Source organism: Sulfobacillus sp. hq2, from assembly GCF_002903155.1.
Classification (GTDB): domain Bacteria; phylum Bacillota; class Sulfobacillia; order Sulfobacillales; family Sulfobacillaceae; genus Sulfobacillus; species Sulfobacillus thermotolerans.
In genome coordinates this window covers 21,509-47,894 of the sequence record NZ_NWUL01000040.1, presented here as the reverse complement: position 1 = coordinate 47,894, position 26,386 = coordinate 21,509, and the positions used below count along the sequence as shown (strand labels likewise).

Annotated in this window: 24 protein-coding genes; 13 read left to right on the top strand and 11 right to left on the bottom strand. The window is 52.4% G+C overall.

Annotated features, from left to right (window positions below):
- Positions 1 to 605: 605 nt before the first annotated feature.
- From CO251_RS11895 to CO251_RS11880, 4 genes are all read right to left on the bottom strand, one after another.
- Positions 606 to 1,577 carry a cytochrome B6 gene (locus tag CO251_RS11895; protein ID WP_103376035.1) on the bottom strand — a complete coding sequence of 324 codons (972 nt, stop codon included), beginning with the start codon at positions 1,575 to 1,577 and terminating at the stop codon, positions 606 to 608.
- Between the two features lie 5 nt (positions 1,578 to 1,582).
- Positions 1,583 to 2,200 carry a cytochrome b N-terminal domain-containing protein gene (locus CO251_RS11890; protein ID WP_103376034.1) on the bottom strand — a complete coding sequence of 206 codons (618 nt, stop codon included), beginning with the start codon at positions 2,198 to 2,200 and terminating at the stop codon, positions 1,583 to 1,585.
- Between the two features lie 324 nt (positions 2,201 to 2,524).
- Positions 2,525 to 2,812: a hypothetical protein gene (locus CO251_RS11885; RefSeq protein ID WP_103376033.1), complete on the bottom strand. Its 288-nt coding sequence runs from the start codon at positions 2,810 to 2,812 to the stop codon at positions 2,525 to 2,527.
- Between the two features lie 470 nt (positions 2,813 to 3,282).
- Entirely contained in the window at positions 3,283 to 4,017 is a 735-nt protein-coding gene (locus tag CO251_RS11880; RefSeq protein WP_103376032.1) for a cysteine hydrolase, read from the bottom strand.
- 293 nt (positions 4,018 to 4,310) lie between these two features.
- On the opposite strand from CO251_RS11880, the gene CO251_RS11875 reads away from it, so the two are divergent.
- The 5 genes from CO251_RS11875 to CO251_RS11855 all read left to right on the top strand — a co-directional run bounded on the left by CO251_RS11875 (position 4,311) and on the right by CO251_RS11855 (position 10,125).
- On the top strand, positions 4,311 to 5,000 hold the full coding sequence (locus CO251_RS11875; protein WP_158246319.1) for a GntR family transcriptional regulator: 690 nt from the start codon (positions 4,311 to 4,313) through the stop codon (positions 4,998 to 5,000).
- A gap of 37 nt (positions 5,001 to 5,037) precedes the next feature.
- Positions 5,038 to 6,600, top strand: coding sequence for an ABC transporter substrate-binding protein (locus CO251_RS11870; protein ID WP_103376030.1), 1,563 nt, complete (start codon positions 5,038 to 5,040; stop codon positions 6,598 to 6,600).
- Positions 6,601 to 6,609: 9 nt separating this feature from the next.
- Complete coding sequence (locus CO251_RS11865; protein ID WP_103376029.1) at positions 6,610 to 7,554, top strand: ABC transporter permease; 945 nt, start codon at positions 6,610 to 6,612, stop codon at positions 7,552 to 7,554.
- A gap of 29 nt (positions 7,555 to 7,583) precedes the next feature.
- Positions 7,584 to 8,459: a nickel transporter permease gene (nikC, locus tag CO251_RS11860; RefSeq protein WP_242968575.1), complete on the top strand. Its 876-nt coding sequence runs from the start codon at positions 7,584 to 7,586 to the stop codon at positions 8,457 to 8,459.
- A 64-nt stretch (positions 8,460 to 8,523) separates the two neighbouring features.
- A complete protein-coding gene (locus CO251_RS11855; RefSeq protein WP_103376028.1) occupies positions 8,524 to 10,125 on the top strand; it encodes a gamma-glutamyltransferase family protein in 1,602 nt (533 codons plus the stop codon).
- 102 nt (positions 10,126 to 10,227) lie between these two features.
- On the opposite strand, the gene CO251_RS11850 is transcribed toward CO251_RS11855, so the two are convergent.
- The gene (locus CO251_RS11850) at positions 10,228 to 11,460 is read right to left on the bottom strand and encodes an MFS transporter (RefSeq protein ID WP_103376027.1); all 1,233 of its coding nucleotides are present in this window, start codon (positions 11,458 to 11,460) and stop codon (positions 10,228 to 10,230) included.
- Positions 11,461 to 11,670: 210 nt separating this feature from the next.
- Between CO251_RS11850 and CO251_RS11845 the strand changes: the two genes are divergently transcribed.
- The 6 genes from CO251_RS11845 (at position 11,671) to CO251_RS11820 (ending at position 17,992) form a co-directional block, all read left to right on the top strand.
- Complete coding sequence (locus CO251_RS11845; protein ID WP_158246318.1) at positions 11,671 to 12,450, top strand: IclR family transcriptional regulator; 780 nt, start codon at positions 11,671 to 11,673, stop codon at positions 12,448 to 12,450.
- Positions 12,447 to 13,196 (top strand): FAD-binding oxidoreductase, encoded by a 750-nt coding sequence (locus tag CO251_RS11840; RefSeq protein WP_103376025.1) that lies wholly within the window; start codon positions 12,447 to 12,449, stop codon positions 13,194 to 13,196. The genes CO251_RS11845 and CO251_RS11840 overlap by 4 nt, the downstream gene beginning before the upstream one ends.
- Positions 13,193 to 14,140, top strand: coding sequence for a dihydroorotate dehydrogenase (locus CO251_RS11835; RefSeq protein WP_103376024.1), 948 nt, complete (start codon positions 13,193 to 13,195; stop codon positions 14,138 to 14,140). The genes CO251_RS11840 and CO251_RS11835 overlap by 4 nt, the downstream gene beginning before the upstream one ends.
- A 3-nt stretch (positions 14,141 to 14,143) precedes the next feature.
- On the top strand, positions 14,144 to 15,376 hold the full coding sequence (locus CO251_RS11830; protein ID WP_103376023.1) for a hydantoinase/carbamoylase family amidase: 1,233 nt from the start codon (positions 14,144 to 14,146) through the stop codon (positions 15,374 to 15,376).
- A gap of 232 nt (positions 15,377 to 15,608) precedes the next feature.
- Complete coding sequence (locus CO251_RS11825) at positions 15,609 to 17,051, top strand: cytosine permease (protein ID WP_242968574.1); 1,443 nt, start codon at positions 15,609 to 15,611, stop codon at positions 17,049 to 17,051.
- A gap of 23 nt (positions 17,052 to 17,074) precedes the next feature.
- Positions 17,075 to 17,992: a PfkB family carbohydrate kinase gene (locus tag CO251_RS11820; protein ID WP_103376022.1), complete on the top strand. Its 918-nt coding sequence runs from the start codon at positions 17,075 to 17,077 to the stop codon at positions 17,990 to 17,992.
- Positions 17,993 to 17,994: 2 nt separating this feature from the next.
- On the opposite strand, the gene CO251_RS11815 is transcribed toward CO251_RS11820, so the two are convergent.
- The 3 genes from CO251_RS11815 to CO251_RS11805 are packed head-to-tail and all read right to left on the bottom strand — an operon-like array spanning position 17,995 to position 19,528.
- On the bottom strand, positions 17,995 to 18,567 hold the full coding sequence (locus CO251_RS11815) for a hypothetical protein (RefSeq protein WP_103376021.1): 573 nt from the start codon (positions 18,565 to 18,567) through the stop codon (positions 17,995 to 17,997).
- Positions 18,561 to 19,121: a hypothetical protein gene (locus CO251_RS11810; protein ID WP_103376020.1), complete on the bottom strand. Its 561-nt coding sequence runs from the start codon at positions 19,119 to 19,121 to the stop codon at positions 18,561 to 18,563. Before CO251_RS11810 ends, CO251_RS11815 begins: the two co-directional genes overlap by 7 nt.
- 23 nt (positions 19,122 to 19,144) lie before the next feature.
- Positions 19,145 to 19,528, bottom strand: coding sequence for a metalloregulator ArsR/SmtB family transcription factor (locus tag CO251_RS11805; RefSeq protein WP_242968573.1), 384 nt, complete (start codon positions 19,526 to 19,528; stop codon positions 19,145 to 19,147).
- A 267-nt stretch (positions 19,529 to 19,795) separates the two neighbouring features.
- Here CO251_RS11805 and merA point away from each other — a divergent pair, with 267 nt between their 5' ends.
- Both merA and CO251_RS11795 read left to right on the top strand, forming a co-directional pair.
- Complete coding sequence (gene merA / locus CO251_RS11800; protein ID WP_103376039.1) at positions 19,796 to 21,427, top strand: mercury(II) reductase; 1,632 nt, start codon at positions 19,796 to 19,798, stop codon at positions 21,425 to 21,427.
- 199 nt (positions 21,428 to 21,626) lie between these two features.
- Positions 21,627 to 21,974, top strand: coding sequence for a helix-turn-helix domain-containing protein (locus tag CO251_RS11795; RefSeq protein WP_242968572.1), 348 nt, complete (start codon positions 21,627 to 21,629; stop codon positions 21,972 to 21,974).
- A gap of 42 nt (positions 21,975 to 22,016) precedes the next feature.
- Here CO251_RS11795 and CO251_RS11790 read toward each other — a convergent pair whose 3' ends face one another.
- Genes CO251_RS11790 through CO251_RS11780 form a run of 3 tightly spaced genes read right to left on the bottom strand, consistent with a single transcriptional unit; the run spans position 22,017 to position 26,386 of the window.
- Positions 22,017 to 23,348 carry an NADH-quinone oxidoreductase subunit N gene (locus CO251_RS11790; RefSeq protein ID WP_103376018.1) on the bottom strand — a complete coding sequence of 444 codons (1,332 nt, stop codon included), beginning with the start codon at positions 23,346 to 23,348 and terminating at the stop codon, positions 22,017 to 22,019.
- Entirely contained in the window at positions 23,345 to 24,706 is a 1,362-nt protein-coding gene (locus CO251_RS11785; RefSeq protein WP_103376017.1) for a NuoM family protein, read from the bottom strand. Before CO251_RS11785 ends, CO251_RS11790 begins: the two co-directional genes overlap by 4 nt.
- Positions 24,707 to 24,730: 24 nt before the next feature.
- Positions 24,731 to 26,386, bottom strand: a complete 1,656-nt coding sequence (locus CO251_RS11780) for an NADH-quinone oxidoreductase subunit L (RefSeq protein WP_242968571.1) — start codon at positions 26,384 to 26,386, stop codon at positions 24,731 to 24,733.

Below are 26,386 nucleotides of genomic sequence, written 5' to 3'. Positions count from 1 at the left end.
TGTTCTTTGCGGATGCGACACATAGCTCGCGGGTGTGGTTTGCCGATCAACCCAAAACCCCGTCGCCCGTCCGCCGTGAGCCGGGGCGGCCCTATAGACGGGGTTCTTCGATAAAGTTGTGATTAGTAGAGCAATAAATTGCGATGAGGTGTTTTCGCTTAAAAGCTAAGCTTGGTCGGTGCTCGATTCATGGCAAGGCAAGCACCCACCAAGCCTAGTTTTAAAGAGGGCCAGGCATGGGCTATAACATCGACATTGCTGCTGCATACGACGTGGGGATTCAAGCGCGAAGAATACTTTGTGGACGGTTCATCATCATGATGCGGGTATTGTCTTTCTGTCTGCGAAGCCCGTTTAGATAGGCTTCGCTTCAAGACGGGTCCATACGGCCGAACGCGAAAAAAGAGCGCCACTGTCGTCTAAAGATCATCAAACGTGGCGTCCTTTGTTTGAGCAATAAATGGGAAAAAAGTTGCCCCCTTGTAGGAAAAATCCGCAATGGGTCTCATCTAACCCATAAGCGGTTTCCTCTCTACTGGAGCTAGACCGGGGTAAGAGAAACCGCCATCGCGCTTTTTAATAGCGGATGGCGGTTAGTGTGTTCATCATGAGATACCGCGGGTGTGATCCCCTTGGTTTTTCCGCGTGCGATGTGTTCGGTAGTAGTCTTTCCACACCAATTTGTAGAGTCCGAGATAACGGGGCACTTGATTCCATCCTGGGATCCACGGGGTAAAGGCGAGCGCTAGCCAGAACAAGAAGCCGATGCTTAATGCAATGGCATCAGACGCCGACGAATTTGCCACAAACGGCCATTGGTAGATCCATGTGGGAATTGTCATCCACCACGCAGCGGGATAGCCTGGGATGGCTGAATGGATGATACCCCATTGAGTGCCGCCGAGTTGCAATGGCGCAGCAGCCGTTTGCAGGGGCTGCCCCTGTAGGAAAAGGAGATAGTTTTGGTTGTCAAAGCGGTTCACAACATTGGGATTGCGAATTAAAGCGCCAGACATTAATCCGCTCTTCCCCAAACGAAGCGTGGCATTCATGAGGGATGCGACGGGGCCGTAAACGCCTTTGGGCACGACAACTTGCCCATTGACGACTCGGGCGTGGTCTAAAGCTTTTGTATAATTTTGTTCCCAAAGGGTTTGAAGAGCCGGAGATGCGCTTTCAAATTGGGTGAGCGCTGGTTTAATGGAGGGATTAAGCGTTGCGGCCATCGTCAGTGGTTTGAGGATGAAGTCTTGTGCGGCGTTGACCGGATGGATTATCCCTGTCCATTTTTGCAAGATAGACTCCACGTTGCCCGTACCATTGTTATAGGGAGGGCCGTAATTGGCGATGGCGCCTTGACCATCGAGGGCCCGCAGAGAAACTTGCTCGAAGGTCACAGGATTTTGTGTGGCGTATTTCTGAATGGTTAACGGAGGCTTTTCTGGGACCCCAAAGAGCGCGGATAAAACGAGTACCAGAATCGTTACAATCCCTAAGGTGCCCATCAGGTGCTTCATGAAGTCTTCCGGGACATAACGGTAATCCGTTACAACGTCTTGCGTTGGTCTAGCGGCCATATCTGTCAGCTCCTTTCAGCCGTGTGAGGAGGTTGTTTGAGAGGATAGGGGGGGACGACACCCTTAATGCGTACCCGAACAATATGGCCAAATATAATGGCGCTTAACGTAAGCGGGAGTACGACCAGATGCATACCCATCATTTGGCCTGCATTGGGGAGGTTAATCCATGCGAGGCCTAGGGCGTTGAGCCCATCTTTGGCTTGTACGGCGTTCCACTGTGAATAGAAATCGCCATTGATTAAGAATCCGGTAAACGCCGTGGGAATGGCAATAAGTAGAGCGAGGGCACCCAACACCCAAGTTTCACGCCGTCCTCCACGCCACGCTCCCGTAAAGAACACGCGCCACAAATGCAACATCATGAAGAAGAAAAAGGCTTGCACCGACCAAAAATGTACAGCTGCGGCGAAGCGGTCGGCCCCATTATATGACCAGCTAGCAGGGCCGTTGGCGGCGAGAATAACCCCTGAGATAATCAGTGCCACAAAGCTTGACGCCGTTAAGGAGCCAAGCATGTACATGAAGCCTTGGGCATATTCGGGCATTGTTTCGGGGAGCCACGTATCAATCGACATGACCTCGGTTAACGCCTGACGAGACAGCTTGGTCCAATTGGCCATGGTAGATCCCTCCTAATTAAGTAGTGAATGAACAGATGTTAATGGTGTCGACTGGGCCACAACAGCCCAGCTAAAAACGTCAACAGAAAAATGCCCTCAACAATCCAATTTCCTGTTTGTGTCGTCATGGGAACCATCTCCTCTTCAATGAGTTCTAGGAAAGTCTTGACGAGGGTCTCTAACCTTAAGGGAATTTAAACGAAAACAAGTAAGTCAATAATAAAAGATCTGATAAGTACAACAAGAAAAAGATATTGGCAGCGCCCTCGTGGCGAATGGGCTGAATGAGAGCGCTGATTCATTCCTGCCGCGCGAGTGAGGACATTATGATGCGCGGTGACTCCCACCGGGAAAGTGCTGCGGGTGGTGCTGGTGGTGTGCGAATGAAATGGGAGGTGCAGCGGGCCGCCGTGTTGTCAAGGTGTGGGGATGCCTAGCCCAATAGCCCCATGTGATGAGAAGGGTCAATGTCCAAACAAGATATCCTAATACCAGAGTCAAAAGAACCGCTATCAAAGGGCTATGCGAAACGTGACTGTTAAAACGAAAGACTAAGCCCGTCAAACCCAAACCGACTAGCAGCGAACCGATGCTTTTTTGTAACAGTTTCATCCCAACCGCCTCCTTAAGGATATTGTCGCCTTTTTTCAGAAACATGAAATCGTTCAAATGGCCTAGTTCAGGGGGTTCTAATGGACCCGATTGTTGGCCGTGAAGTGGTTTTTATGCGACATCAATGAGGATGTTTTAGTCTCCAAACGGGACATTGCTATAAGGTGTCCTCTTAGTACGTGGGCCAAAGGCTCACGCAGAGCGGGTGAGGTGGTTATTGTGAGCTAAACGAAAGGGACCTGTCTGACCTGACAAAAATTTATGAAGCTGAGTGAGGTGGGGTGGGGCGAAGAAATTATCGGGGTGTGCAGCTGCCAGGGCAAGCTACACGGGTCTTACTCAGGAGTTTTAAGAGACTTTAACCTTGAGCCTAGGCTCAAGGTGCTATGGGATTCAGAACAGATGGGAGTTGTGAGAAGCGCTTTTCGCAAGAAAGCATGGAGTGGTGGACTTAGGCGATAACGGGCGTGTTAGTGCGGCAAAATGTGTGTGGTATTTAGGCTGGCGCTGGTTGTAAGAAAACCGCCAGACCTTGCAATATTGTAGTGGGTTGCTTGCTCGGCAAAGGCGGGGGACGTCGTGGCTGCGCAATCGCTAAGCAAAATCGTATCGTAGCCTAGGGCAGACGCATCAAGCAATGTGGCAAAGACGCATTGGTCGACATTCACCCCGGCAAAAAAGAGCGTGGTGATCTGGTGGCTACGAAGAATTTGATCTAATACTGTCCCTTGAAAGCCGCTCAATCGATATTTGTCAATGCGCCAGTCCAAAGCGTCAGGGATCAATCCTGGAACCAACTGCACTGACCAACTATCCTTCACGAGGGCAGGGCCGAGATCTTGTGGGAGCGATCCGCCAATGCCGCCCCATTCGCTATTGCGCTGAAACGCATACAAAACACTAGGAGGAAGGTTGGCAAGATCGAGGCGGTTTCCCCAGTTGACCCACCCAATATGCATACCGATAGAGCGCGCAGCGGCTACACCTTGTTGAATGGCTGGGATAAGGCCAGATGTTGGTGCTCTCTTAAGCTCGGTTGCGCAGAAGTAGTTTTGCATGTCAATAATTAACAAGGCCGAATGAGATGGTGAAAAGATGAGAGAGCCCTCGCTATGAAGTATTTGATGACGGGGAGGGGCCGCCCGGCTGATATCAATCGTGTCACCCGAGACCTCCCACCAGTTATTGGGATGGCCAATGCGCATAAGGCACCGCCCTTCTTAAGAGATGTGGGATTATGGTACCACAAAGCCATGGGGCAAGGGGCTACAGATTTGGGCACAACGCCCAAATTCTTAAGAGGGTTTGATGTGGCCAAGTCTAGGGTACCGTGTCGGCTTGCTAGGAGCAGATCCTAGACAACATGGCTGTTCTTCGAGTGCGGTTTACCGATCTTGGATCATTGGTATACGGAATACCGTTTGAGAAAATTTAATTAACTTTGCAGGAATTTTGCTGTGAATGGCGAATATCTGATGCATCAGGGAGGAGAAAAGCCTTGAGTGAAGGAGATGACAGCTCGTCAGCGTTGCGTCCCATTGTGGCACAAGGACTAGCTGAGGAAGTGTTAGAACGTCTTAAACAAGCTATTTTGGATGGGGATTTGCGGCCAGGCCAACGGCTAATTGAGCATACTTTGGCCAACGAATTGGGCGTTTCGCGCACACCAGTGCGGGAGGCGTTAAAGCATTTAGCAGCTGAAGGCCTTGTGACGGTCGATGGTCGAAGAGGCTTGGTGGTATCTCGTCTTTCTCTAGAAGTGATTGAAGAAGCGTATATGGTTAGAGAAGTCCTGGAAGGTCTCGCGGCACGTTTGGCTAGCGAGCATCCATACGACCCTGCTGATCTCCAGAAACTCCAGCGGGCTTTGGATGCCATGGAGCAAGGAGGGCTATCACCGAAAGCCTTTGATGCCGTGCATGGGGAGTTTCACGATACGGTGCGGAATATGGCGCATAACGCATATTTAGACCGCTATTTAGGCGAACTCGCGGCGTTTCGGACACGCATGGTGTCCCTAGACTGGATTCCGAAGACACGCGTGACGCGATCGTTGGAAGAGCATCGATCGATTTATGAGGCCATTCGCGATGGACGATCTGACGATGCTGAGCGTTTAGCTCGGCAGCATGTTGCGAGTACACGAAAAGCCCTATTGCAACGGTTGCAAGACCACGCGGATGCGTAAGTTTCATCATTCTGAGCAAACAGTGGGAGGGAAGCGCATGAACAAGAAACAAGGATTAGGTATGGCAGCAGTATTGCTAACAGGCAGCATGCTGGCTGGTTGCGGAACATCTTCCGCGCAAAGTACGGTATCTAGCCACTCTGGAGCCCCTGTTGAGGCTTCACCCGTGCGGGGCGGAACGTTAAATGTGGGGATTGATTCCGATTTCGTGACGTTGAATCCTGCTATGTCATCGGCTTTGATTGACCGTCAAGCCTTCATCAATATTTTTGATCCCTTGCTAAAATTGTCCCCCACCATGCAAGTGGAACCCAATCTGGTAACACACTGGACCGTGACCAATGGGGGCACGACATACACCTTGTTCTTGCGCCACGGTGTCAAGTTTCAAGATGGCACCCCCTTTAATGCGCAGGCTGTCATTTACAACTGGGATTGGGAAATGAATCCAGCTAACGCATCGCCGCGACTGAGCGACTTGTCACTCGTGACACATTTGGCGGCGCCCAATCCTTATGAAATCGTCGTGACGCTTAAGGCCCCCTATTCGGCGTTTCTCTCTGTGCTGACAGGACGAACAGGAATGATTTCATCGCCAACGGCCATGAAAAAATGGGGGAGTGCGTATGGGCTTCATCCCGTCGGCACCGGGCCATTTAAGTTTGTGCAATGGATTAAGAACGATCACATGATTTTGGAACGCAATCCGCTGTATTGGAAAAAGAACCAACCCTATCTAAACAAAATTGTCTACACACCTATCACCAATCCCGTTCAGGAATATAATGCATTGGTGACGGGGCAGGTCAACGTGATTGATAGTGTGCCGTATCAAGATGTGAACAGCCTCGCGTCGAACACGTCGTTGCGGTATGCGGAAAATCCAGGGTTGGGATATGCCGATATGGAACTTAATACGCAGGCATCGCCACTAAACAATGTTCACAACCGAGAAGCCATTGACTATGCCATTAATCGTCAAGCGCTAAACCAATTACTGTACTTTGGGCACGCGGTACCTGCCTATACCCAGTTTTCTCCTGCATCGTGGGCATATGATCCCCACATTAAGGTGCCATATTCAGATGCTTTAGCGCGGCAACAATTGGCGAAAGCTGGCAATCCCAAAGGATTTTCCTTTACCTTGCTGGGAGAAAATGATCCCGCCACTGTGCAAGAGATGGAAGCGATTCAAAGCGAGTTGGCAAAAGTTGGTATTACGATGCACATAGAGCCCGTTGACTTCACGACACTGCTGACAGATGCCATCAATGGCAATTATCAAGCTGATTTGCTCGGGTGGAGCGGAAGGCCCGATCCGGACCAAAATAGCTATGCATTTGACACGACCGGCGGTAGCTTTAACGATCCGCGTTACTCCAACTCGCAAGTGGATAGCTTACTTTTGAAGGCGCGGGAAGCTGCCTCGGAAAGTGTGCGCAAGCAGTACTACGACGAGGCGGCGACTATTGTGTTACATCAAGCTCCCTATATCTTCCTTGAATACACTCCAGTGATTCAGGCGTGGTCCCCAAGCGTTCACGGATTTCAGGTTTACCCCGATGGATTGATGCGTTTTTCGAAGACATGGATTAAGTAGGCGAAGCGAATGGTAACCTTTATTGTGCGTCGTATTCTTTCGCTGGTCCCCGTCGCGTTTATTGTGCTGGTGGTGACATTTAGTTTGATTCACCTGACGCCGGGCAATCCCGCATACACAATATTGGGAGACCAGGCCAGTCCTCAGGCAGTGCATTTGTTGGACGTGAAGATGGGGCTGACGCGCCCATTGCCGCAACAGTTTGCGGCGTATATCGGGCAGGTCGCACGTGGCAATTTAGGCGTGTCGCTTCTCGATGGACAATCCGTATTATCTCTGATTATTACCCGTCTTCCCGTGACCTTGGAGCTTGCCGTCCTTGCCGTTATTGTGTCGCTCTTGATTGCTATTCCTACGGGAATCTTCGCCGCCTATCGGCCCAATACCTGGGTGGATAACCTATCGCGACTTTTGGCGTTGGTCGGGGCGGCGATCCCCAATTTTTGGTTGGCGTTGTTGCTAGTGTATATCTTTGCCGTAGGACTGCATTGGCTTCCCTCTTTAGGGTGGGTACCGCTAACTCAAAGCGTGCCGGGCAATTTGGTGCATTTGGTATTGCCGGTAGTTGTCCTAGCCTTACCCTTGGCAGCGGTGACATCGCGGGTATTACGCGGCGAATTAATCGAAGTGATGCATTTGCTTTATATTCAGGTGGCTCGCGCGAAAGGCATTAGCGAATGGGCCGTTGTCATGCGTCATGGGGTACGCAATGCGCTGGTGCCCGTGGTAACGGTCGTGGGGTTGCAAGTGGGGGCCTTGCTAGGAGGCGTTGTCATTACCGAGACGATTTTCTCCTTGCCCGGGATGGGACAATTGGTCGTCAATGCGATTTTTGACCGGGATTACCCGGTCCTAGATGGATCGGTCTTGTTCATGGCGTTTGTGGTATTGTTGGCTAATTTATGTGTTGATCTTGTTTATGCATGGCTGGACCCGCGTATTCGTTACAACTGATCACAAGCCACTGCGAAGGGGGGATACATGTGATCGAACAACCGATGTCATCAGAGGTCGTCGTAGTCGCAGATGCTCAAGGTTACAGTCGTGCGTTGCGCCGATTTTGGAAAAATAAACTGGGTATCATGGGACTGATTATTGTGGTGGGATTTGTGTTGATGGCGCTGTTTGCGCCAGCCCTTGCCCCCTTTCCTCCATTGGCGACCCATTTTAGCCAGGCCTTCCAGCCGCCATCTGCTCGCCATTGGCTAGGAACAGATGAACTGGGGCGAGACGTTCTGTCACGGATCATTTATGGAGCCCGCAGTTCCTTGGTTTCTGGTATTTTAATTGTGGCCATTGGCGTAGGCATTGGGGTACCGGTTGGGCTGGTCTCAGGCTATTACGGCGGGTGGATAGACGATGTGATTATGCGCATCGTGGACGCGGCTCTGGCGTTTCCTGCATTGGTTCTCGCGTTGGCTATTGCTTGGATTTTAGGACCGTCTCTTATTCATGCGGTATGGGCCATAGCGGCTGTTACCATTCCTCAGTTTGCTCGAATTACCCGGGGGCAGGTGCTGAGTGCGCGGACACGAGAGTATGTTGAAGCGGCGCGTTGTTTAGGGGCATCGCCATGGCGCATCATGCTGTACCATGTTCTGCGCAATGCGGCGACCCCCATTCTTGTGGTGGCCACGTTGAACATTGGCAGTGCAATTCTGGCAGTGGCCAGCCTCTCGTTTCTAGGATTGGGGCCTCCGCCACCCGCCCCTAATTGGGGCGCGATGCTCCAAGATGGATCGCAGTATTTAAATATGGCTCCATGGATTTCGTTGTTTCCAGGGCTTGCGATTTTCTTAGCGGTTTTGGGCTTTTCCACGTTAGGGGATGGATTACGGGATGTGCTAGACCCCAAGTAGGACGGCGTGTTTCCGCACCATGTCTCGGCTATCCCGGCGACAGCAACAAGGAAGGATTGATGGGATGAAATGGGATGCGAATGTCTATCCGAGTGCATCGCGGCGGACGGTGGTTTACGCCACACAGGGAATGGTTGCTACGGCTCAACCGCTGGCGGCACAAGCGGGATTACAAATGTTACAAGCGGGTGGTAACGCCATCGATGCCGCGATTGCGACAGCGGCATGTCTCACCGTTGTGGAACCGACGTCTAATGGTTTAGGGGGCGACGCGTTTGCTATGGTGTGGGCAGGAGGCCAGTTGACAGGGCTTAATGCAAGCGGCCCTGCGCCTTCAGGCCTGACGAAAGACTGGATAAGAGAGCGTGGATTTCATGAAATGCCTGCAACAGGATGGGGTGCGGTGACGATACCCGGAATTCCGGCGGCATGGGCGGTGTTGTCCGAGCGATTTGGGTCGATGCCTTTGGAAGTTGTGTTGAAGCCGGCCATACGACTTGCACGCGAGGGATTCCCGGTGTCACCAACGGTTGCGCATTTTTGGCAACGAGCGGCTGAACGGTACCGGGAAGTGCTGACCGGCCCAGAATTTTCGGCATGGTTTGAGACCTTTACAAAGCATGGTCGTGCACCAGTGCCAGGAGAGCGATGGGTCTTGCCTGACCATGCCAAGACATTACAAGAGATTGCCAATACGCATGCCGAGTCTTTTTACCGCGGCCGACTCGCCCAAGAAATGGTAAGCTTCTCGCACGCCACGGGCGGCATTTTGTCATTAAAGGATTTCGGAGCATATGCTCCCGAGTGGGTTGACCCGTTGTCTGTCGCATTTCGCGACTATGAGGTATGGGAGCTGCCGCCCAATGGCCAAGGGCTTGTGGCGTTAATGGCGCTAAAAATTCTCGAAGGGCTGGATGCTCATTCAGAGGAAGAGCGGATCCACCAACAAATTGAAGCGCTAAAATTGGCTTTTGCCGATGCGCAGCGCTACTTGGCTGACCCGCAGTATATGGCGAGTCCCCCCGCCGCATTTTTGGACGCGGCCTATCTGCAAGAACGACGGGGCTTGATTGGCCCCAAGGCCGCTTTGCCGCACGCAGGATTGCCGAGACCCGGAGGTACCGTATATTTGGCCACAGCGGATAATCAAGGCAATATGGTGTCCTATATTCAAAGCAATTTTGCTGGCTTTGGATCCGGACTGGTTGTGCCAGGAACGGGAATTGCGCTTCAGAATCGCGGGCAATTGTTTTCTCTAGAAGAGGGTCATCCCAATATATTGGAACCCGGTAAAAGGCCATATCATACCATTATTCCCGGATTTTTAACACAGAAGGGAAAGCCGATTGGCCCATTTGGCGTAATGGGTGGGTTTATGCAGCCGCAAGGACACGTTCAAGTCTTAAGTCGTGTTCTGGAGGGGGGAATGAACCCGCAAGCCGCTTTAGATGCCCCACGATTTTATTGGGAACAAGGCATGCATGTGGTCGTGGAGCACACCATGGCTCCGGAAATTGTGGCGGCTTTGCGCGAGCGCGGCCATGATGTGCAAGTTACGACGGAAGTGGCGCCGTTCGGACGGGGTCAAATCGTGTGGCAAGACGGGAGTGGCGTGCTCATTGGAGCCACGGAACCGCGTGCGGATGGCATGGTAGCCGCCTGGTAACGGTGCAGACCCACTTTGACAGTAAGAACGCACATGAACACGTCAATCTAAACGCCCCCCACAGAGGTTTTGTGAGGGGCGATTGACTGTGCGTGGGGTCTTTTAAGCAGGTAATTCTTGCCCCTTACGTTCGGGAACCCATCGCCAAACGAAGAGCGCAGCAACCGGATAGACGATAAATAGCAAGGTTAGAGCTGATGTGATGCTCATTTGGGTTGCGAGCAGACCGATGAGGAGCGGGCCTAATCCGCCGCCGACACCACGTCCCGTTCCGAAAATGAAGTTTTCCGCCGTAGAACGCGACTCGGTCGGGTAGTGTTCGGACAGCAATGCACCGTATCCCCCCATCCCGCCATTGACGAAAGCGCCTAAGATAAATCCGCCCCAGAGCACAATAACCGGACTCGTAATCGAAAAGTACAAGGGAATCATGAGTGCGGTGCCAAGGAACAAGATAATGTAAGAGGGTTTGCGGCCAATTGTATCGCACAGCCACCCAAAAAAGATAATGCCAACAATCATTCCCGTGGTGGTGATTAAAGTCCACTCGGTGGTATGGCCTAACGTGTAGTGATGCACTTTTTCGAGCGTTGAGGGCATCCAGAGCATAATGGCGTAGTATCCAAAATTCTGCACGGTGGTCATAAATAGCAGAGCCAGGGTGACTTTTGTTATTTTTCCCGAGGCAAACAAATCGGTCAGCGGAAAAGCGCGGCGGTGAGTACGCGCCGTTTGAAAATCAGCAGGTTCTTTTAGACGAAATCGTGCCCAAGCAGCTAAGATGGCGGGCAAAACACCCACCACCATGACGCCGCGCCAACCCCAATGGGGGAGGATGAGGAGTGTCACAAATGATGCTAATAATACGCCGAGACTGAATCCAATGGCGACATAGGAACCAGCCTGCGCCCGGATTTTGGCAGGCCATGACTCGGTGACCAGGGTCATGCCAATACCAAACTCCCCGCCAATACCCAAGCCCACAAGAAAACGCCAGAACAGCAACATGTGGTAATTGGGCGATAACGCGGATAAGCCTGTCGATGCCGCATACAGCAAAATGGTCCAGCTCAGAGTGCGTACGCGGCCTACATAGTCAGCAAGCAATCCAAACGCGTATGAACCAACCCATGTCCCCACCATGGTGGCAGTGGCAATGGCACCAGCTTGAACGGAATTAAGGGCAAAACTGGCGATCACGGCCGTGAGGGTAAAAGAAATAATCATTTGATCGAGTCCATCGGTCAAATAGCCCAAACTTGCAGCGCCAAGATTTTGCCACTGCGTGCGCTTGGTCGAGGGATAGCTTAAGGATTGGGACGTTTGCTCTGCCATTGTCAACCTCCTTAAAAATGCTGAGTTACAGGATTGCGGGATGTGTTCACAGAAGAGTTTGTCAATCTATGCAATACGATGGCATAATGAAAGAGAATTCGTCAAGATATCTCAAAACTTTTTGTTTTAATTATACAAAAAAGTATTTAGACTATTGACTAGACTAAAAGTGAGACAGTAGTATCAAAAATGAGACAAGGAGATGATGGTGTGGATCGGCTGGACCGGATTGTCCGTGTTATGGAACTCGTATCCCAACAAGGCCGTGAAGGAGCGAGTTTGACGCAGATTGGGTATGTATTGGAATTGCCGAAGGCCAGCTTATATCGTCTTGTCGCTGACATGGAACAGGCGGGACTGTTAACCCACAATGCGCGTGTTAACCGGTATTTCCTTAGTTGGAGAGTTTTTGAATGGGCTACGGCTTATTATGCGCAGACCTCATATGTTGAAGTACTGCAAGAAGCCGTGACGACGTTAACGCAAGACGTGCAGTTGTTCAGTTATGCGGCCGTTTTGCAAGGCGGTCGCTTATTCAGTGTAGCGGTGGCCACTCCGCGAAGCTTCTATCCGGTATATGTCAAATTGGGAGCGCGGGTGCCGCTGCGTGGGTCGGCCCCCGGGAAGGTATTATTAGCGCAATTTCCGCCAGAGCGGGTGACGGCCTGGTTTGAACAAGAGGAGCGGGAGCTCGGTTTTTGGACACCGACTCCCTACACGCAGTCCGTGACCACGTTGCAGCAAGAAATGCCGCAGATTCACCAGCAAGGCTGGGCACTCTGTCGTGATGAGCTGGAGTTAGGCAATAGCGCGATTGCGATACCGGTGGGCACTCCGCCGTGGTGGGTCAGTTTAACTATTGTCGCCCCGACTTTGGTTGTTGCCGAGCGGACGCAAGAGTTATTAGCGGCGCTGCGCGCCGTCGGACAGCGCATCTCCAGCCCTTTGGATATGGCGCGTGTGGTGGACAATGAGGGGATAGAGCCGTGAGTTGGGTGCGTGAAATGGCTACGGTATCTTCGTGCGTTCATTTGGATGATACAGTGGCCCGCTTGGAAATAGACAGTCCCGAGGTCGCGCGTGCGATGAAGCCAGGGCAATTCGTGATGGTACGTCCCGAACAGTCATCTTTGTTGCCGCGTGCGATGGCGCCTAGTGAGTGGGATCCCGAAAAGGGCCGCGTCATCTTGTATATCCGTATTGTAGGGCCGGGAACTCAGGCGTTGTCTGCGTTACAGCCAGGAGATCGGTTAATGGTGATTGGACCGTTGGGCACACCGGTATGGCCCGAAGAAGGAGCTTGGGCTTTATTGGGGCGCGGTGTGGGAATTACCCCGCTGTTGCCCATGGCTAAAGAACTGGGCCGACGAGGACACGATGTGAGGATTTACTTATCAGCCCGGGCACAACACTTGCTGTTGGAAGCCGATGCATTTGCCGCCATAGGGCCTGTTACCTGCCATGTGGATGGTCAAGGCGCATCGTCTGTATCGTTGGCATTTATCAAGGATTTACAGGAAGGATACCGTCCTCGGCGTGTGTTGGTGTGCGGATCGCGCCGCCTGACGGCGCAAGTGGCGGCATGGCAAGGAGTTTATGGCTATGAAGCGCAGGTCTTTTTGGAAGAGAAGATGGCGTGTGGAATTGGGTGGTGCAAGGGGTGTGCAACCGGGCCGGAATGGCACTTGTTATGCGTGGATGGTCCCACCCGACCGATTGAGGAGGGATTGCTGTGAGCCAGACGTCTGTGTCATTACGCACACAGATTGGCCAGGTTCAGCTAAAAAACCCTGTGATGCCGGCATCGGGGACGTTTGACTGCCACAATGCGCCAGCATTGCCCTTTGATGCAGCAACTCTTGGGGCGATTGTGGTGAAAAGTGTCACCCTTCACCCCCAAAAAGGTAATCCTCCGGCGCGATTGGCCGAAACTCCTTCCGGTTTGATTAACTCTATTGGTATTCCGAGTCCTGGCATTGACGTGTTTATTCAGCAGATCTTACCGACTTATACCGCTTTAGGGTCACCGGTGATTGTGAGTGTAGCGGGGTACTCTGCCAACGAATATGCGCAACTCGTCGCCGCCCTCGACGGCCAGCCAAGCGTCGCGGCGATAGAACTGAATTTATCGTGTCCTAATATTCGGTATCACCGGATGCCCGCACAGGATAAGGACTTGCTGCAAGAGTGTGTTGCGATGGCTCGAGGTGCGACGGCCAAACCGCTATGGGCGAAATTGTCTCCTGATGTTCCTTCCGTGGGTGAAATGGCCCAGGCCGCGGAAGTGGCAGGGGCCGATGCTTGTACCGTAATTAATACGACGTCTGCGATGATGGTCAATATCCATACCCTGAGGCCGATGATTGGGGCAACGCGGGGAGGATTGTCAGGGCCCGCTTTGTTACCGATAGCGCTGGCCGCCGTGTGGGATGCGACACACCATGCCAACATTCCGGTGATTGGGGTGGGGGGCATCAGCACGGTTGAAGACGTCATCGCCGTATTTGCAGCGGGCGCGAGTGCGGTTCAAATTGGGACGGCATCATTTTATGACCCCATGGCGATGCCACGACTCATTGGAGAACTTGACCACTATTTAAAAGATAAGGGAATAGCCAGTATTGAAGAACTCAAGGCCAAGGTTCGTCAAATGCGAACCCACAGCGCAGAGGAGGTATAACCCGTGCAACCGTCACAGTTTTGGACGTGGGCAAAGACGCTGAGCGGATTTGGACAAAACGCCGATGGGTCTTTATCCCGTCTCGCTTTTACAGCCAGTGATGTCGCGTCTAGACGTTGGCTGCAGGAATTGTGGGTGTCTATGCACGCGGACGTGCACATCGACGGAATTGGTAACGTCATTGGTACGGTGGGCGATCCTCCCTATATTCTTTTGTCTTCGCACACCGACAGTGTGCCGCACGGCGGACATTATGACGGCGTGTTGGGAGTTTTAGCCGCCACCTTTGTCCTGTCACAATGGGATGTCCATTGGGGTGGCCTCATGGTCGTGGATTGGTCTAGTGAAGAATCCAGTCGCTTCGGTATGAGCACACTGGGGAGTCGGTCGGCCTGTGGGGAAGCGGATACTCTAGACTGGCACCAAACCGACAAAGATGGGATATCTTTGCAAGACGCCGCCCAAAAGGCCTTTGGTTATGGCAGTGTGCCTATTTGGGCTTTGCCAGTTTCGGCGATTCGCGCCGCGCTAGAACTGCATATTGAGCAAGGCACGGCATTGGCCAATGCTCATCAACCCTTAGCTGTGGTGACCGCGATTGCGGCGCCTCAAAGGTGGGTGATTGCTTTGCGCGGTCAAGCGAATCATAGCGGGAGCACTTTGATGGCCGATCGTCATGACGCATTGGCCGCTGCGGCATGGCTCATTACCCGGATTGAGGCGGCTTCTGCCAGGTGGGAGTCAGCCGGACTGCATGCGACGGTCACGGCGGTTGAGGTAGATCCAGGGGCCAGTAATGTGATCGCGGGGGCAGTACGTCTCCTTCTGGATATCCGGGCGCAGTCTGCCGATGTGCTCAGCACCTTCAGCCAAGCGTTTGATAAAGAGTGTCAAGAAGTCCAAACGCTTCGTGGGGTACATATTGATCGGCGTATTCTTAGCCAGGAGCAGCCAGGGCATCTTTCCCCGGAAATTATCCAAGTGCTTGCCGGTCAGCTTCGTGCCCGCGGTATGTCCCCTTATATGACGACGAGTTGGCCCAGTCATGATAGTTTAACCCTCTGCCGTCATGTGCCGACGGGAATGCTTTTTGTTCGCAATATATCCGGCGTATCCCACCAAGCTGGTGAGGCCATTGATCCCCAGGACATCGAGTTGGGCTTGGGACTGTACTATCAAAGCGTGAAAGCTTTGGCTTTGGGACACAATCAGTCCGGACGGGTGCTTTCGTCCTGAAAGCGTAGAGGACGACAAGGCTCACGAAATTTCGTGGGCTTTTTTTGTTGTAAGATTTCAGTAGAGTTAGAGACGTGATTTCCATTGGGGGATGAACGTCAGCTAAAGGTGACCGGAGCCATGCGATGCCCGAAGGTGCCATCGCAAGCTTACAGGACCCGATTTAGACGAATTCTTAGTACTCTGAAGTTTTTTGTAGAAGGTTACTGTCATAATACCAAGAGGTGTCACGATGTCTTATGAAGGCGATGAGATGAGGCAGCAGGGAAATCGGCCTTGGCACATTGAAGTCAACGGCATTAATCAGGTCAGCCGTGCGGAGCAAACGGGCCACGTGAGCGACTTGTTTTGGATATGGTTAGCGGCGAATCTTGGGATTTTAGCCGTGATTTATGGAGGTGTCATTCTCTCTTTTGGAATGAATTTCTGGCAGGCGCTCATCGTTGTCGTCCTCGGCGCTGCCTCGTTTGTGTTGGTTGGCGTCTTATCCGTGGCGGGCCGTGACGGAGGGGCTCCCATGATGACCTTGTCACGGGCCATATTCGGGATTCATGGCAATGTGGTGCCAAATTTTGTGAGCTGGTTGTCGTTTATCGGATGGGAAACGATTAGCGTGATAACAGGGACATTGGCGTTGATGGCCTTGTTAGGCATGTTTTTGCCGATTCCCCACGTGATCTTAGCAGTGCTTGCCATGGTCATCATGGTCGGCTTGACGATTATCTTAGGTTTGTTAGGGCACGCCACGTTGGTTGTGGTGCAGCGGTGGGCCAGCTATTTTTTTGGGTTGCTGACTTTATTAGTCATCGGGTTGTTGATTCCTAAGACGCATTGGCACTTGCTATGGTCACGGCCTCCGGGCCCGTGGCTTTCGGGGTTTGTTCCCGCGCTGTCTATCATCGTGGCAGGAACTGGCTTGAGTTGGGTGAATGCCGCAGCGGATTATAGCCGATATCTTCCGCGGTCTGTCAAGTCATCCGCGATCATTTGGTCGACGGTGAGTGGAGCGGCTTTGCCGCTCATTGTGCTGATGATAACCGGCTTATTGCTGACAACTCAGGAACCGACGCTGGCGTCGGCCGCAAATCCCATTCAATTGATTCAACAGGCTTTGCCGCCATGGGCTGCGGTTCCGTATTTGCTGACCGCAGCGGGAGGGTTAATATGTGAAGCCGATTTAAGCTTATATTCGTCCGGGCTCAATCTGTTAAATATGTTTGTTCCTTTACCACGCTATAAAACGGTCCTAATTGATGCGGTGGTCATGGCAGGGGGGACGGTCTATGTCGTTTTGATTGCGAAAAACTTTCTTGAACCCTTTGAATCGTTTATTTTGCTGTTGGGCACCGGTTTGGCGGCATGGGCGGGAATTTTTATTGCGGACCAGCTGGGACGGAGAAAGGGCGTGTACGACAAAGACCTGTTATATGGCGCAGCGCCCCCGTACCAAGTGCGCGTAGACGCGCTTATTATGTGGGCGGTGGGTACTGGCGCAGGGTTGTTATGTACCTCCTCACCGTTTTTTGTGGGTCCTTTAGCGCGAGGGATTTTCTATGGATCGAGTCTCGAATTAATGGTGGCGTTTACGGTGACCCTGGTGGGCTACCTACTCCTTGGTCTTAGAACTGGGAACCTCCACACGGTGATAGAAGGTGCAAAGGGAGAATGCGAATGAGATGGGAACAGCCCTAACGACTTGTGGTCGTCAGTAGCATTATCATGGACATTATGATGTATGTCGATGGGTGGCCTCCCCGCGGCGGTGATGTCATTGCGCGTGCAGGCCGTATTACGCCAGGGGGAGCATTCAACGTCATTGAGGCGGCCGTGCGTTTAGGATTGCCCGTAACCTATGGAGGTCTTTTGGGGGTGGGGGTTTTTGGGCAGTGGATTCGCCAGACCCTGCGGGAAAAGGGTGTGGCTATTGCGCATGAGGACGTAGACCCGCAAGACCAGGATACAGGGTTTGACGTCGCCCTCGTGGAGACAGGTGGAGAGCGGACGTTTGTTACCGCGTTAGGAGCTGAAAGTGAGTGGTCTTTGGAACATTTAGAGCACATTAATCTGGAACCGGGGGATGCCATTTACTTGTCGGGGTATGAATTCCTTTCAACCACTAAGGCCCCGGATCTGGCAAAATGGGCGCAACATGTGGCAACAAGTCATTTAGTGCTTTGGGACCCCGGACCGCTCGTTATGCAAATAGCGCCGGAGATACGTCAGGACCTATTGAATCGTAGCAATATCTGCAGTGCCAATCGACGGGAAGCGGAATTGCTGACAGGCGCGTCTGATGCGTTTGACTCCGTCAGACGACTAAAACGGCTGATGAGTGAAGGGTCTTGGGCCATTGTCCGAGATGGACCCCAGGGCGCCTATTTATGTGGAGCAGATGATAAGGTGGTGCATATCCCGACCCGCCAAACCAAGGCGATCGATACTACCGGCGCGGGAGATGTCCATCAAGCTGCCCTCATCGCGGCATTGGCGCAGGGGCAAAGTTTGCCAGACGCCATATGGCAAGCCAACGTCGCGGCATCCTTATCAGTCGAACGGGAGGGGCCCGGCCAAGGACCCGACTACGTTCAACTCCGCCGGACGCTCAAGGAGTTCTAGCGTCATTTCTGGCTGCGCATGATTGCGGTCGTTAAGGCTTTCCACGTCGAGCCGGGAGAGCTGTTGTAATACTGAACGTGGTTGTGGGCACTGAGGAGAAAATAAATATCAGGATATGCGGCACTGTCAAAGGCTGCCGTCAAGCGCCTTCCTGCTGTGCCCCAAATCCAAAGCGGGCGAGGTGCAATGCCCGCCATAAAAGGTGTCATGGCAGGGCCCTTCTGACCCATGTCGTGGTAGGCTTCGAGCTCGATGACTTGGATATGATGTTGAGCAAGCCATGTCCAGTGTTGGTTGATAAACTGTGTGCCGTAGTGGCAGCTGGCACACCATGTGGTCACAAACCATAGCAACGTGGGTTTGCCGGCCTCAGCGGTGGTCAGTAGTTCTTGTTTTCCCGTTTGTGCGTTAACAAAATTGCCATTGAGCGGTGGTAACGATGACGCTGCACTGGAAGCAGAAGATGGCGATGCCGGAGGCAATGCCGGGACGGCTCTGCGGTGCAATGCCACAAAGAGTATGCCTATTAGGAGGATCCCCACCACGGGCCACAAGAGCGCACGGTATTTCAACATGTTGAACACCCGTCTTGCAAAGCGCAGGCCCCGTGAAGCATACGGCGGGTGGCCCAATAGGCCATCAGCACGGCAAATAATAGGCTAGCCCCTTCAATGGCGGTCGCATGTATCGCAAAAAACCCTTGAATGGGGCCGCTGATACGCCAAAGGCTGGTCAAAGGAATGCCAGCAAATGCTAACAAGGAGGGGAGGATGGGAGTGCAGCACAGCAGATTGGGTAAGGCACTGACTACGACGGCTAGCATGCTGCTGGCCTGCGAATGAAAGGCGATGGTCTGCTTCATGGCCCACCATTGCACGACAACCACCCAGCTGATGACCATTCCAAAGCCTACACTGTACAGGCCCATCATGGGCGTTAAATAATGCCAATTTTGCCAACGGAGCTGTTGCGTCGAGGCTTCCGGCAAAAATAGTGAATAAAAGCCCGTAATGATGATAAATGTGATAAATCCTAAACGGCGGCTATCGCCAGCGCGCCATAAAGCCAAAACAAGAGCCTTGACAGACGACCCAGAGGCCGGCAATGAGACTGTAAAAGTTCTAGCCAAAGCAAAGCTCCTTTCCCAAAATTCTAAAGTGAATCTTCACCGGGCGGTAGAAAAAAGCCACGGTTGGGTTCATGGGCGGGGCCTACGACGACGCAAGCGGCGACGCCTTCGGCATGGTCTTGCATCATGGCCAGGCCGAGATCCAGGAGGTCATTGACCCGGGAATCGGCGATTTGGTAGTACATGAAACGACCTCGGGGCGTCGCCACGACAAAGCCACAGCTTTTCAAGCAGCTGAGATGATTAGAGAGGTGGCCTTGTCCGATACCTAAGGCAGTGACCATGTCTCCAACATTTAAAGACCCATGCTCTCGCAAAAGCGCGAGAATCCGCAGTCGAATGGGATGGCTCAGGCCCTGCCAAAAGGCGGCCATTAATTCATGTTGGCGATCATTCTGCTTGAGCAATCCTGACCTTCCTTCCTTCTCTCTACATCGGTCGATACGGCTAAGCGCAGGTTATCTTTATTTCGATCGTATCATGCTTATGGACCAGTGCCAAGCATTGACCTTTAACATATTGTAATATTGAATTTATGTGATATGTTAGAGGGGAACCAGACATTTCTTGGGAACATTATTCGCATGAACTATTCGGACGTCGTGCATCGTAAAGACGACAGAGCATAAAGGAGAGATGCAAGGGTGGATGAGAATAACACGAACCGCTTCGAGATGGCGATTGAAGGCATGACGTGCACGGATTGTGAGCGCCACGTGGCGCATGCTTTGGAGGCTGTCGGTGCCACCAATGTGGAAGTCAGCTTCCGCCGGGGTCGTGCGCTATTTTGGGCCTCTGTCGAATTTTCTCCAGACAAAGCGCAAGAGGCCGTAACGCAAGCGGGATACGTGCCGCACACACCGCACCTCGTTGAGCCCCAGAGCATAGAACGCACGATCAAGGACACTTATGATTATGATTGGGTCGTCATTGGCTCTGGCAGCGCGGCATTTGCGTCGGCCATTGAAGCCCGCTCCGCGGGGGCTAAGGTGGCGATGATTGAAAGAGGGACCTTGGGGGGAACGTGTGTCAATGTGGGCTGCGTACCGTCTAAAACGCTTCTACGTGCGAGTGAACTCCATCATCAAGCCGCGTCCAATCCATTTGGTGGGCTCAATACCAGTGCAGGGCCTGTCGATCTGTCCCAGTTGGTGGCGGAAAAGGATCAACTGGTTCAAAGCATGAGGCAGAAGAAATATGCTGATTTACTGCCACTCTACGAGATTGATTTTATTGAAGGGGAAGCCCAATTTATCGATGCTCATCGCATTGCGGTAGGAGACCGGATTATTACCGGGGCGCATTATTTGATTGCGACGGGGGCTAGGCCTCGAATTCCAGAAATCTCAGGATTGGAATCGGTCGACTACCTGACCAGCACTACGGCCTTGAATATCACGCAGCGTCCGGAACACCTTATCGTCATTGGATCCGGATACATTGCCCTTGAACTAGGACAGATGTTTCGCCGCTGGGGATCAAAAGTGACGCTGGTTCAACGCCGAACAGAGCTAATGCCGGATTATGATACAGAAGTGCGCACGGTCATCGCGGACGTTCTTAAGGCGTCGGGGATTGATGTGATTACCGGCGCCACCTATCACGATGTCGTGCAACGCGGTGCCGAAAAGGTCCTCACCGTGACGGTGAATCATGAAACTCGACACATTCGGGGCGATGCGGTGCTTGTTGCGGCGGGACGTGTGCCCAATACAGAGGCGTTAAATCTTGGCGCGGCAGGTGTGAGGTTAGGCAGGTTGGGGGAGCCTGTTATTGACGACACGCTTAAGACAGACAATCCACGAATCTATGCGGCTGGTGATGTGACGATGGGGCCGCAGTTTGTTTATGTCGCTGCGTATGAGGGTAAACTAGCAGCCCAAAACGCCATGGGTATTCAGGTGTCTAAACATATAGACCTTGGTGCCGTTCCTGCGGTAACCTTTACGCAACCAGCTATTGCTTCGGTGGGCATTACGGAAGAGATGGCAAATAAGCAGGGGTTAGCGGTCAAGACTTCGGTATTGCCGCTCGACGCCGTGCCAAGGGCGTTGGCTAACCGGGAAACGCTTGGAATTTTCAAAGTGGTGGCGGAATCACAAAGTGGGAAGATTCGTGGTGTGCAGGTCGTGGCCGACAATGCGGGTGATGTCATTTATGCGGCGACCCTGGCCGTGAAATATGGTTTGACGATTGATGATGTGACCGAATCTCTAGCACCTTATTTGACGATGGCGGAAGGATTAAAACTGGCGGCCCTCACCTTCGGGAAAGACGTCGACACCTTATCATGCTGTGCTGGATAGACTGACATAACATTTTGTGTTGCCATTCGCTATGCCGCGTGCAGATTCTGCAGGCGGCATAGGTGCTTTTGGCGAGGGGATTTTATTGCGCGGGAAACTTGATAAAACTATATAATGTAGCTAACAATGCGACAGGGTAGACCGTGTCGATAGAAAGAATGCCTCGCATTGATGCACGGTTAGGAAGAAGGGGAGTTTGGTGCAAGACCTGGAGGATATTGTTTGTCCCATTCAACGAGCCGCGACGTTGGTGGCCGATGTGACGGTGATTATTATTTTACGGGAATTGCAGGCAGGCCCGAGACGTTTTGGGGAACTACAGGCGGTGGGAGTCAATCCGCGTTCGTTGTCGGAAAGACTGCGGCGATTGACAGCCCAAGGCATTATTGTGCGCACCCGCTACGCCGAAGCACCGCCCAGGGTTGAGTATGAACTTACCGAAAAAGGGCGTGCATTGTGGCCCGTCTTAACAGCTTTGCAGCATTTTGGGGAAACGTGGCTTCCAGCTACGCCCCGTGAAACGGGAAAAGCCAGTCAATCCAAGTAAATGCAGCTCACCGGAGGATCTTGGTGAGCTGCGGATCCAAATTTAGAGGAAATTCTGTGTCAGCCAAGCCAAAGGATAGCTCCAAATGCCCAGTCCTACAATCAGCAGCGCGAAAAGTTGGCTGGTGTTGATCCCCGGGCTTACTGTGGAGTCGTCGGTTTTAGGACTTTGGGCGAAAAACGGGTAAATCCAGCGGAAGTAATATAAAAACGTAAATCCAGTAACCAGCAAGGCCGTCAGCCATAAAACAGGAGAATCATGCATCACCGCTTCGATACTATATAATTTTGCCGCCATGCCCAGGGTAAAGGGAAATCCTGCAAATCCTGCCAGCGCGACAATAAGCGTGGCGGCGAACCATCGTCCGCCGGTGTCTAAGACACCTACCAGATCTAAGCGTGTGGGGTTGGCTGATCCGCTAAGGGCGCTTGCGGCACCAAATACGGCGATACTAGTCAGCGCATACGATAAGAGATAGACGCTAGCGGCGCCCATATGGCGCGATGACAAGGGCAGAAGGATATATCCAACTTGTGCGATTGCGGCATAGGCTAACATGCGTTTGAGGCGGCGTTGGCGCCAAGCACCTAAAGATCCGACGATCATAGTGCCCACTGCGATAGTTTCCAAGCCTTGTGTCAAGTGAGGAAGGGCATTGAAAACACCGCTGGTAGTGAGGCGGATGAGCACGCTGCCGGCAACAATTTTGGGCAACGTGGCAATCACGGTCGTTGCGGGCCATGCGGTTCCTTCATATGTGTCTGGTGCCCACAAATGAAAAGGAAAACTACCCATTTTGAACAACAGGGCCGAGAACATCAGGGTCAGTCCCGCAATGAGCACCGAATGTCCCGTCGTGGAAGGTCCAATAGTAAGGTTTCCTTGGATGCCTCCAATCAGACCTATTCCCGCAACTTCTGCCGCAGTAAAGAGGCTGCCAAGAATAAAGTATTTGATGAGCGCCTCATCGCCGATTCGTGTCCAGCTCCAATGGCCAGCCAGACCATAGAGGCCGACGTTGACGGTTTCGATGCCCAGAAATAGCATAAGCCAATTATTGGTCGAAACAGCAGCGACGCCGCCAGCGGTTGCCATCATGAGAAGTGTGGACGCCAAGCGATCTTGGTGGGGAGCGAGGACTCCTGTTAGACCCAAGGCAGTTCCTAACACCAATTCTTGATAAATGACAATCGCTTGGTGTGGGGCCAGCAAATGTTCATACATAGGCAGCACAGCGTGTGGTTGTGAGAAGAGAACCATGAGAATCGCAAGGCCTGCAGCCAGTGTTCCCAAGCTCAAGGCTTTGGGAACTTCCAACAATTCGAAAACCATTAGGACGATGGGCACCATGCCTAGGACAATCCATGCGGTCATTTTAGTCCTCCCCAGTTCCAAATATGTGTCCACCATATGGGTGCGATGCCGATCAGAATAAGGGGAATTCCCAACCACGCGGCGGACCATACGCTGCCTGTCCTTGAAGAGACATTTGAGGTAGACCGCGTAAGATGGCCAAAATGCACACGAGCTAAGACTCGTAGCCAAGTGGCGGCCATGAAAAGCATGGCTGGGATAATAAGATAGAGAATTACGGGGTCGCGTTGTAGGGCGACCATGACCACGCCGAATTCACCAGGAAACAATGCTAATCCGGGAATGCCCATATAGGCGAAAGCTCCCACGGTAAGCCAGCTAACTAACGCCGGAGATTTTTGATAAAGTCCCGTCATGTCTTGGATTTGGCGGCTGCCGATGAGGTCATAAATGCGGCTGGTCACTAAAAACAGGAGGGGAGAGGCGAGACCATGTCCTATCATAATTAATATAGCAGCTTGATTGCCCAAAGAAGTGCCAAACGAGAGGGCTATTAAAACGTATCCCATAGAGGCTATCGAACTTTGGGCGACTGTTTGTTTGAGGTCGGTCTGGCCTAAGGCGAGTAAACTGCCAAGGAGTACGGTGAGCGCCCCCCACAGGGCTAAGAGGCTTGATGCGTGATGGATTGCTGGTGCAAGCATACTCGAAAACGACAACAATCCAAAGGGAGCTACTTTGAGCGCCACACCTGACAAATACATGGATACCGGCGTCGAGGCTTCGCCATGCGTTCGAGGCAACCAAAGGTGAAAGGGCCATAATGGTGTTTTGATTGCCCACATGACGAGCAAGAGGCCATAGACGCTGAATTGGAGGGCGCGGGGCACTACGTGACTATCAAACGTTGTGATATGATGCACCACGAGCGTTAAGGTGGCTGCGAGTAAAAACATGCCGGCAATTGCCGAAAAAGCTAAAAAGTATAAGGCTGCAGCCCGTCTATCGGTGCCGCCTTCTTTGCGTACGAGCAAATAAAAGGGTAATACCGCTATCTCGAATCCGAGAAAATAGAGGAGCAGATTGCGGCTTAAAAACGCCAGCGACACGCCGGAATACGCCAGCGATAGCCAAAATACCGAGTCCCGTGAAGGACTTTGATTGATACAGGCTATACTTAATAAGACGATGCCATTTAGCCACAGCAACGGTTGGCTAAACGGAGTAACGGCGAGCGCGATATTCAAACCCAAAGACGGCCACCAAGAACCGTGAAACGACTGTCCGAGGGAAAGGCCGAATATGGCCTGCAAGGTATCGCTCAAGGCCATGGCTATAAAAAGAGGTCTAGTCTTGGCTTGTGGCAGCCACGGCACCAAGATGAGAAACATCCATGGGATCAGGAAATAAAGCAGCATAAGAGTCCTCCGTTCGCTTTGGGATTAGACATGAATATTCCAAATAACGATGGCTAACAAGGCAATGCCCGACAGCAGAGCATACCGTTGGGCGCGCCCTGATCCCCCCCACCGCACCAATCGATTAGCCCATAAAATAACGGTAACAATGGTCAACGTTCCTTGAACAAGGGTGTGGTCCACCCAGACCGTCCATTGAGCAAGTTGGTTGATGCGACGCCACAGGGCGGGATAAAGCACGCCAGTCAATAAGGGAAAAGGGATGGTCCAAAAAGCACCGACTGTGGCACCTAGGCCGATGGATAACAGACTAGGCCACGTCTGCTCTATGAAAATGGGCCTGACGGACACCCATGGATGCCAAAAAAAGTTGATGAGGACCAATCCACTGATGATGTAGGAGGGAATCAACATTCCGTACGATGTGCGGTGAACTGGCGGAGCTTTTACAGGGATTAACGCCTTAACAAGTTTAGCCGTATAGGCACCGCCCAGAAAGGACAACAGAAGATCAAGCATTAGCGTATCTAATCCGTGTGAGGCGGTTTGATACAGAGCTTCTTTGGCGAGAAACCCCCCTGTTGGAGGCAACCCACTCACCCCCAAAGCTCCCATCATAAAAAGAGCGCTAAATTCAAATCGGTGAAGGCTGCCGGCCATGCGAGACAACAAGCCGGATTGGGCACGGTAGCTGGCAATGCCGCTAACAAAGAAGAGGAGTGCTTTGTAGAAGGCATGCGCGACAAGGAGGTTCCAAGCGGTGCGAGGTGATCCCATACCAATGGCGAGAATCATCATGCCCAATTGGCTGACGGTAGAGAATGCGAGCAGTTTTTTTATTTCTTGACTGCCCACGGCTCCCATGGCGGCTAGTACGGCGGTACTGCCACCAAGAATCATGAGGGTTACCAGTCCTCCGGGTGTATGGTGCAGGAGCAATGTATAGCGAATCAGCAAATAAGGACCAGCAGCAACCATCGTGGCAGCATGAATGAGAGCGCTAGCAGGTGTTGGGCCCGCCATAGCATCAACCAGCCATGAGGCATATGGTCCTTGAGCGGATTTGGCGGCAACGGCGCCAATGAGGGCCCATGCGATGAAGGCTGTGCCATGAAGATTGATGGCGGTTATGGTATTGTCATGATGAATAACGGCAAGAGCCACCGCGATTAGAAAACACACATCGCCAATGCGCGTCACCAGCATGGCTTTAGAGGCGGCATACCGGGCGGATGTTTCACATCGAAAATAACCAATTAATAGATAGGAGCCAACGCCCATCAATTCCCATCCGACGAACTGGGTGAACAGATTATCGCCGAACACGGTACACAGCATTGCACCCGTAAAAGCGAGCAGTACAGATTGAAAGTACCCTCGGCGTGCATCGTGTGAAAAATATCCCGCCGAATACACCTGCGCTAGCAAATTGATAAGCGTGGTCAGACATGCCATCCAATTGGCGATAGGGACACTTTGCCAGTGAAGTGAGATAGGGTATCCACCCAAGGTGAGAAAATTCCACCGGGAGTCTTGGTGGCTAGGGTATATCACGCTCTGTAAGCAGAACGCGAAGAGGGCCGCCGATATTGAGAATATGACACCGGACATTTTCTTAAAGCGAACCCATATGCCTAAAGTGCCCACGATGAGAGGAGTAAGGATCAGAAATCCGAGCAA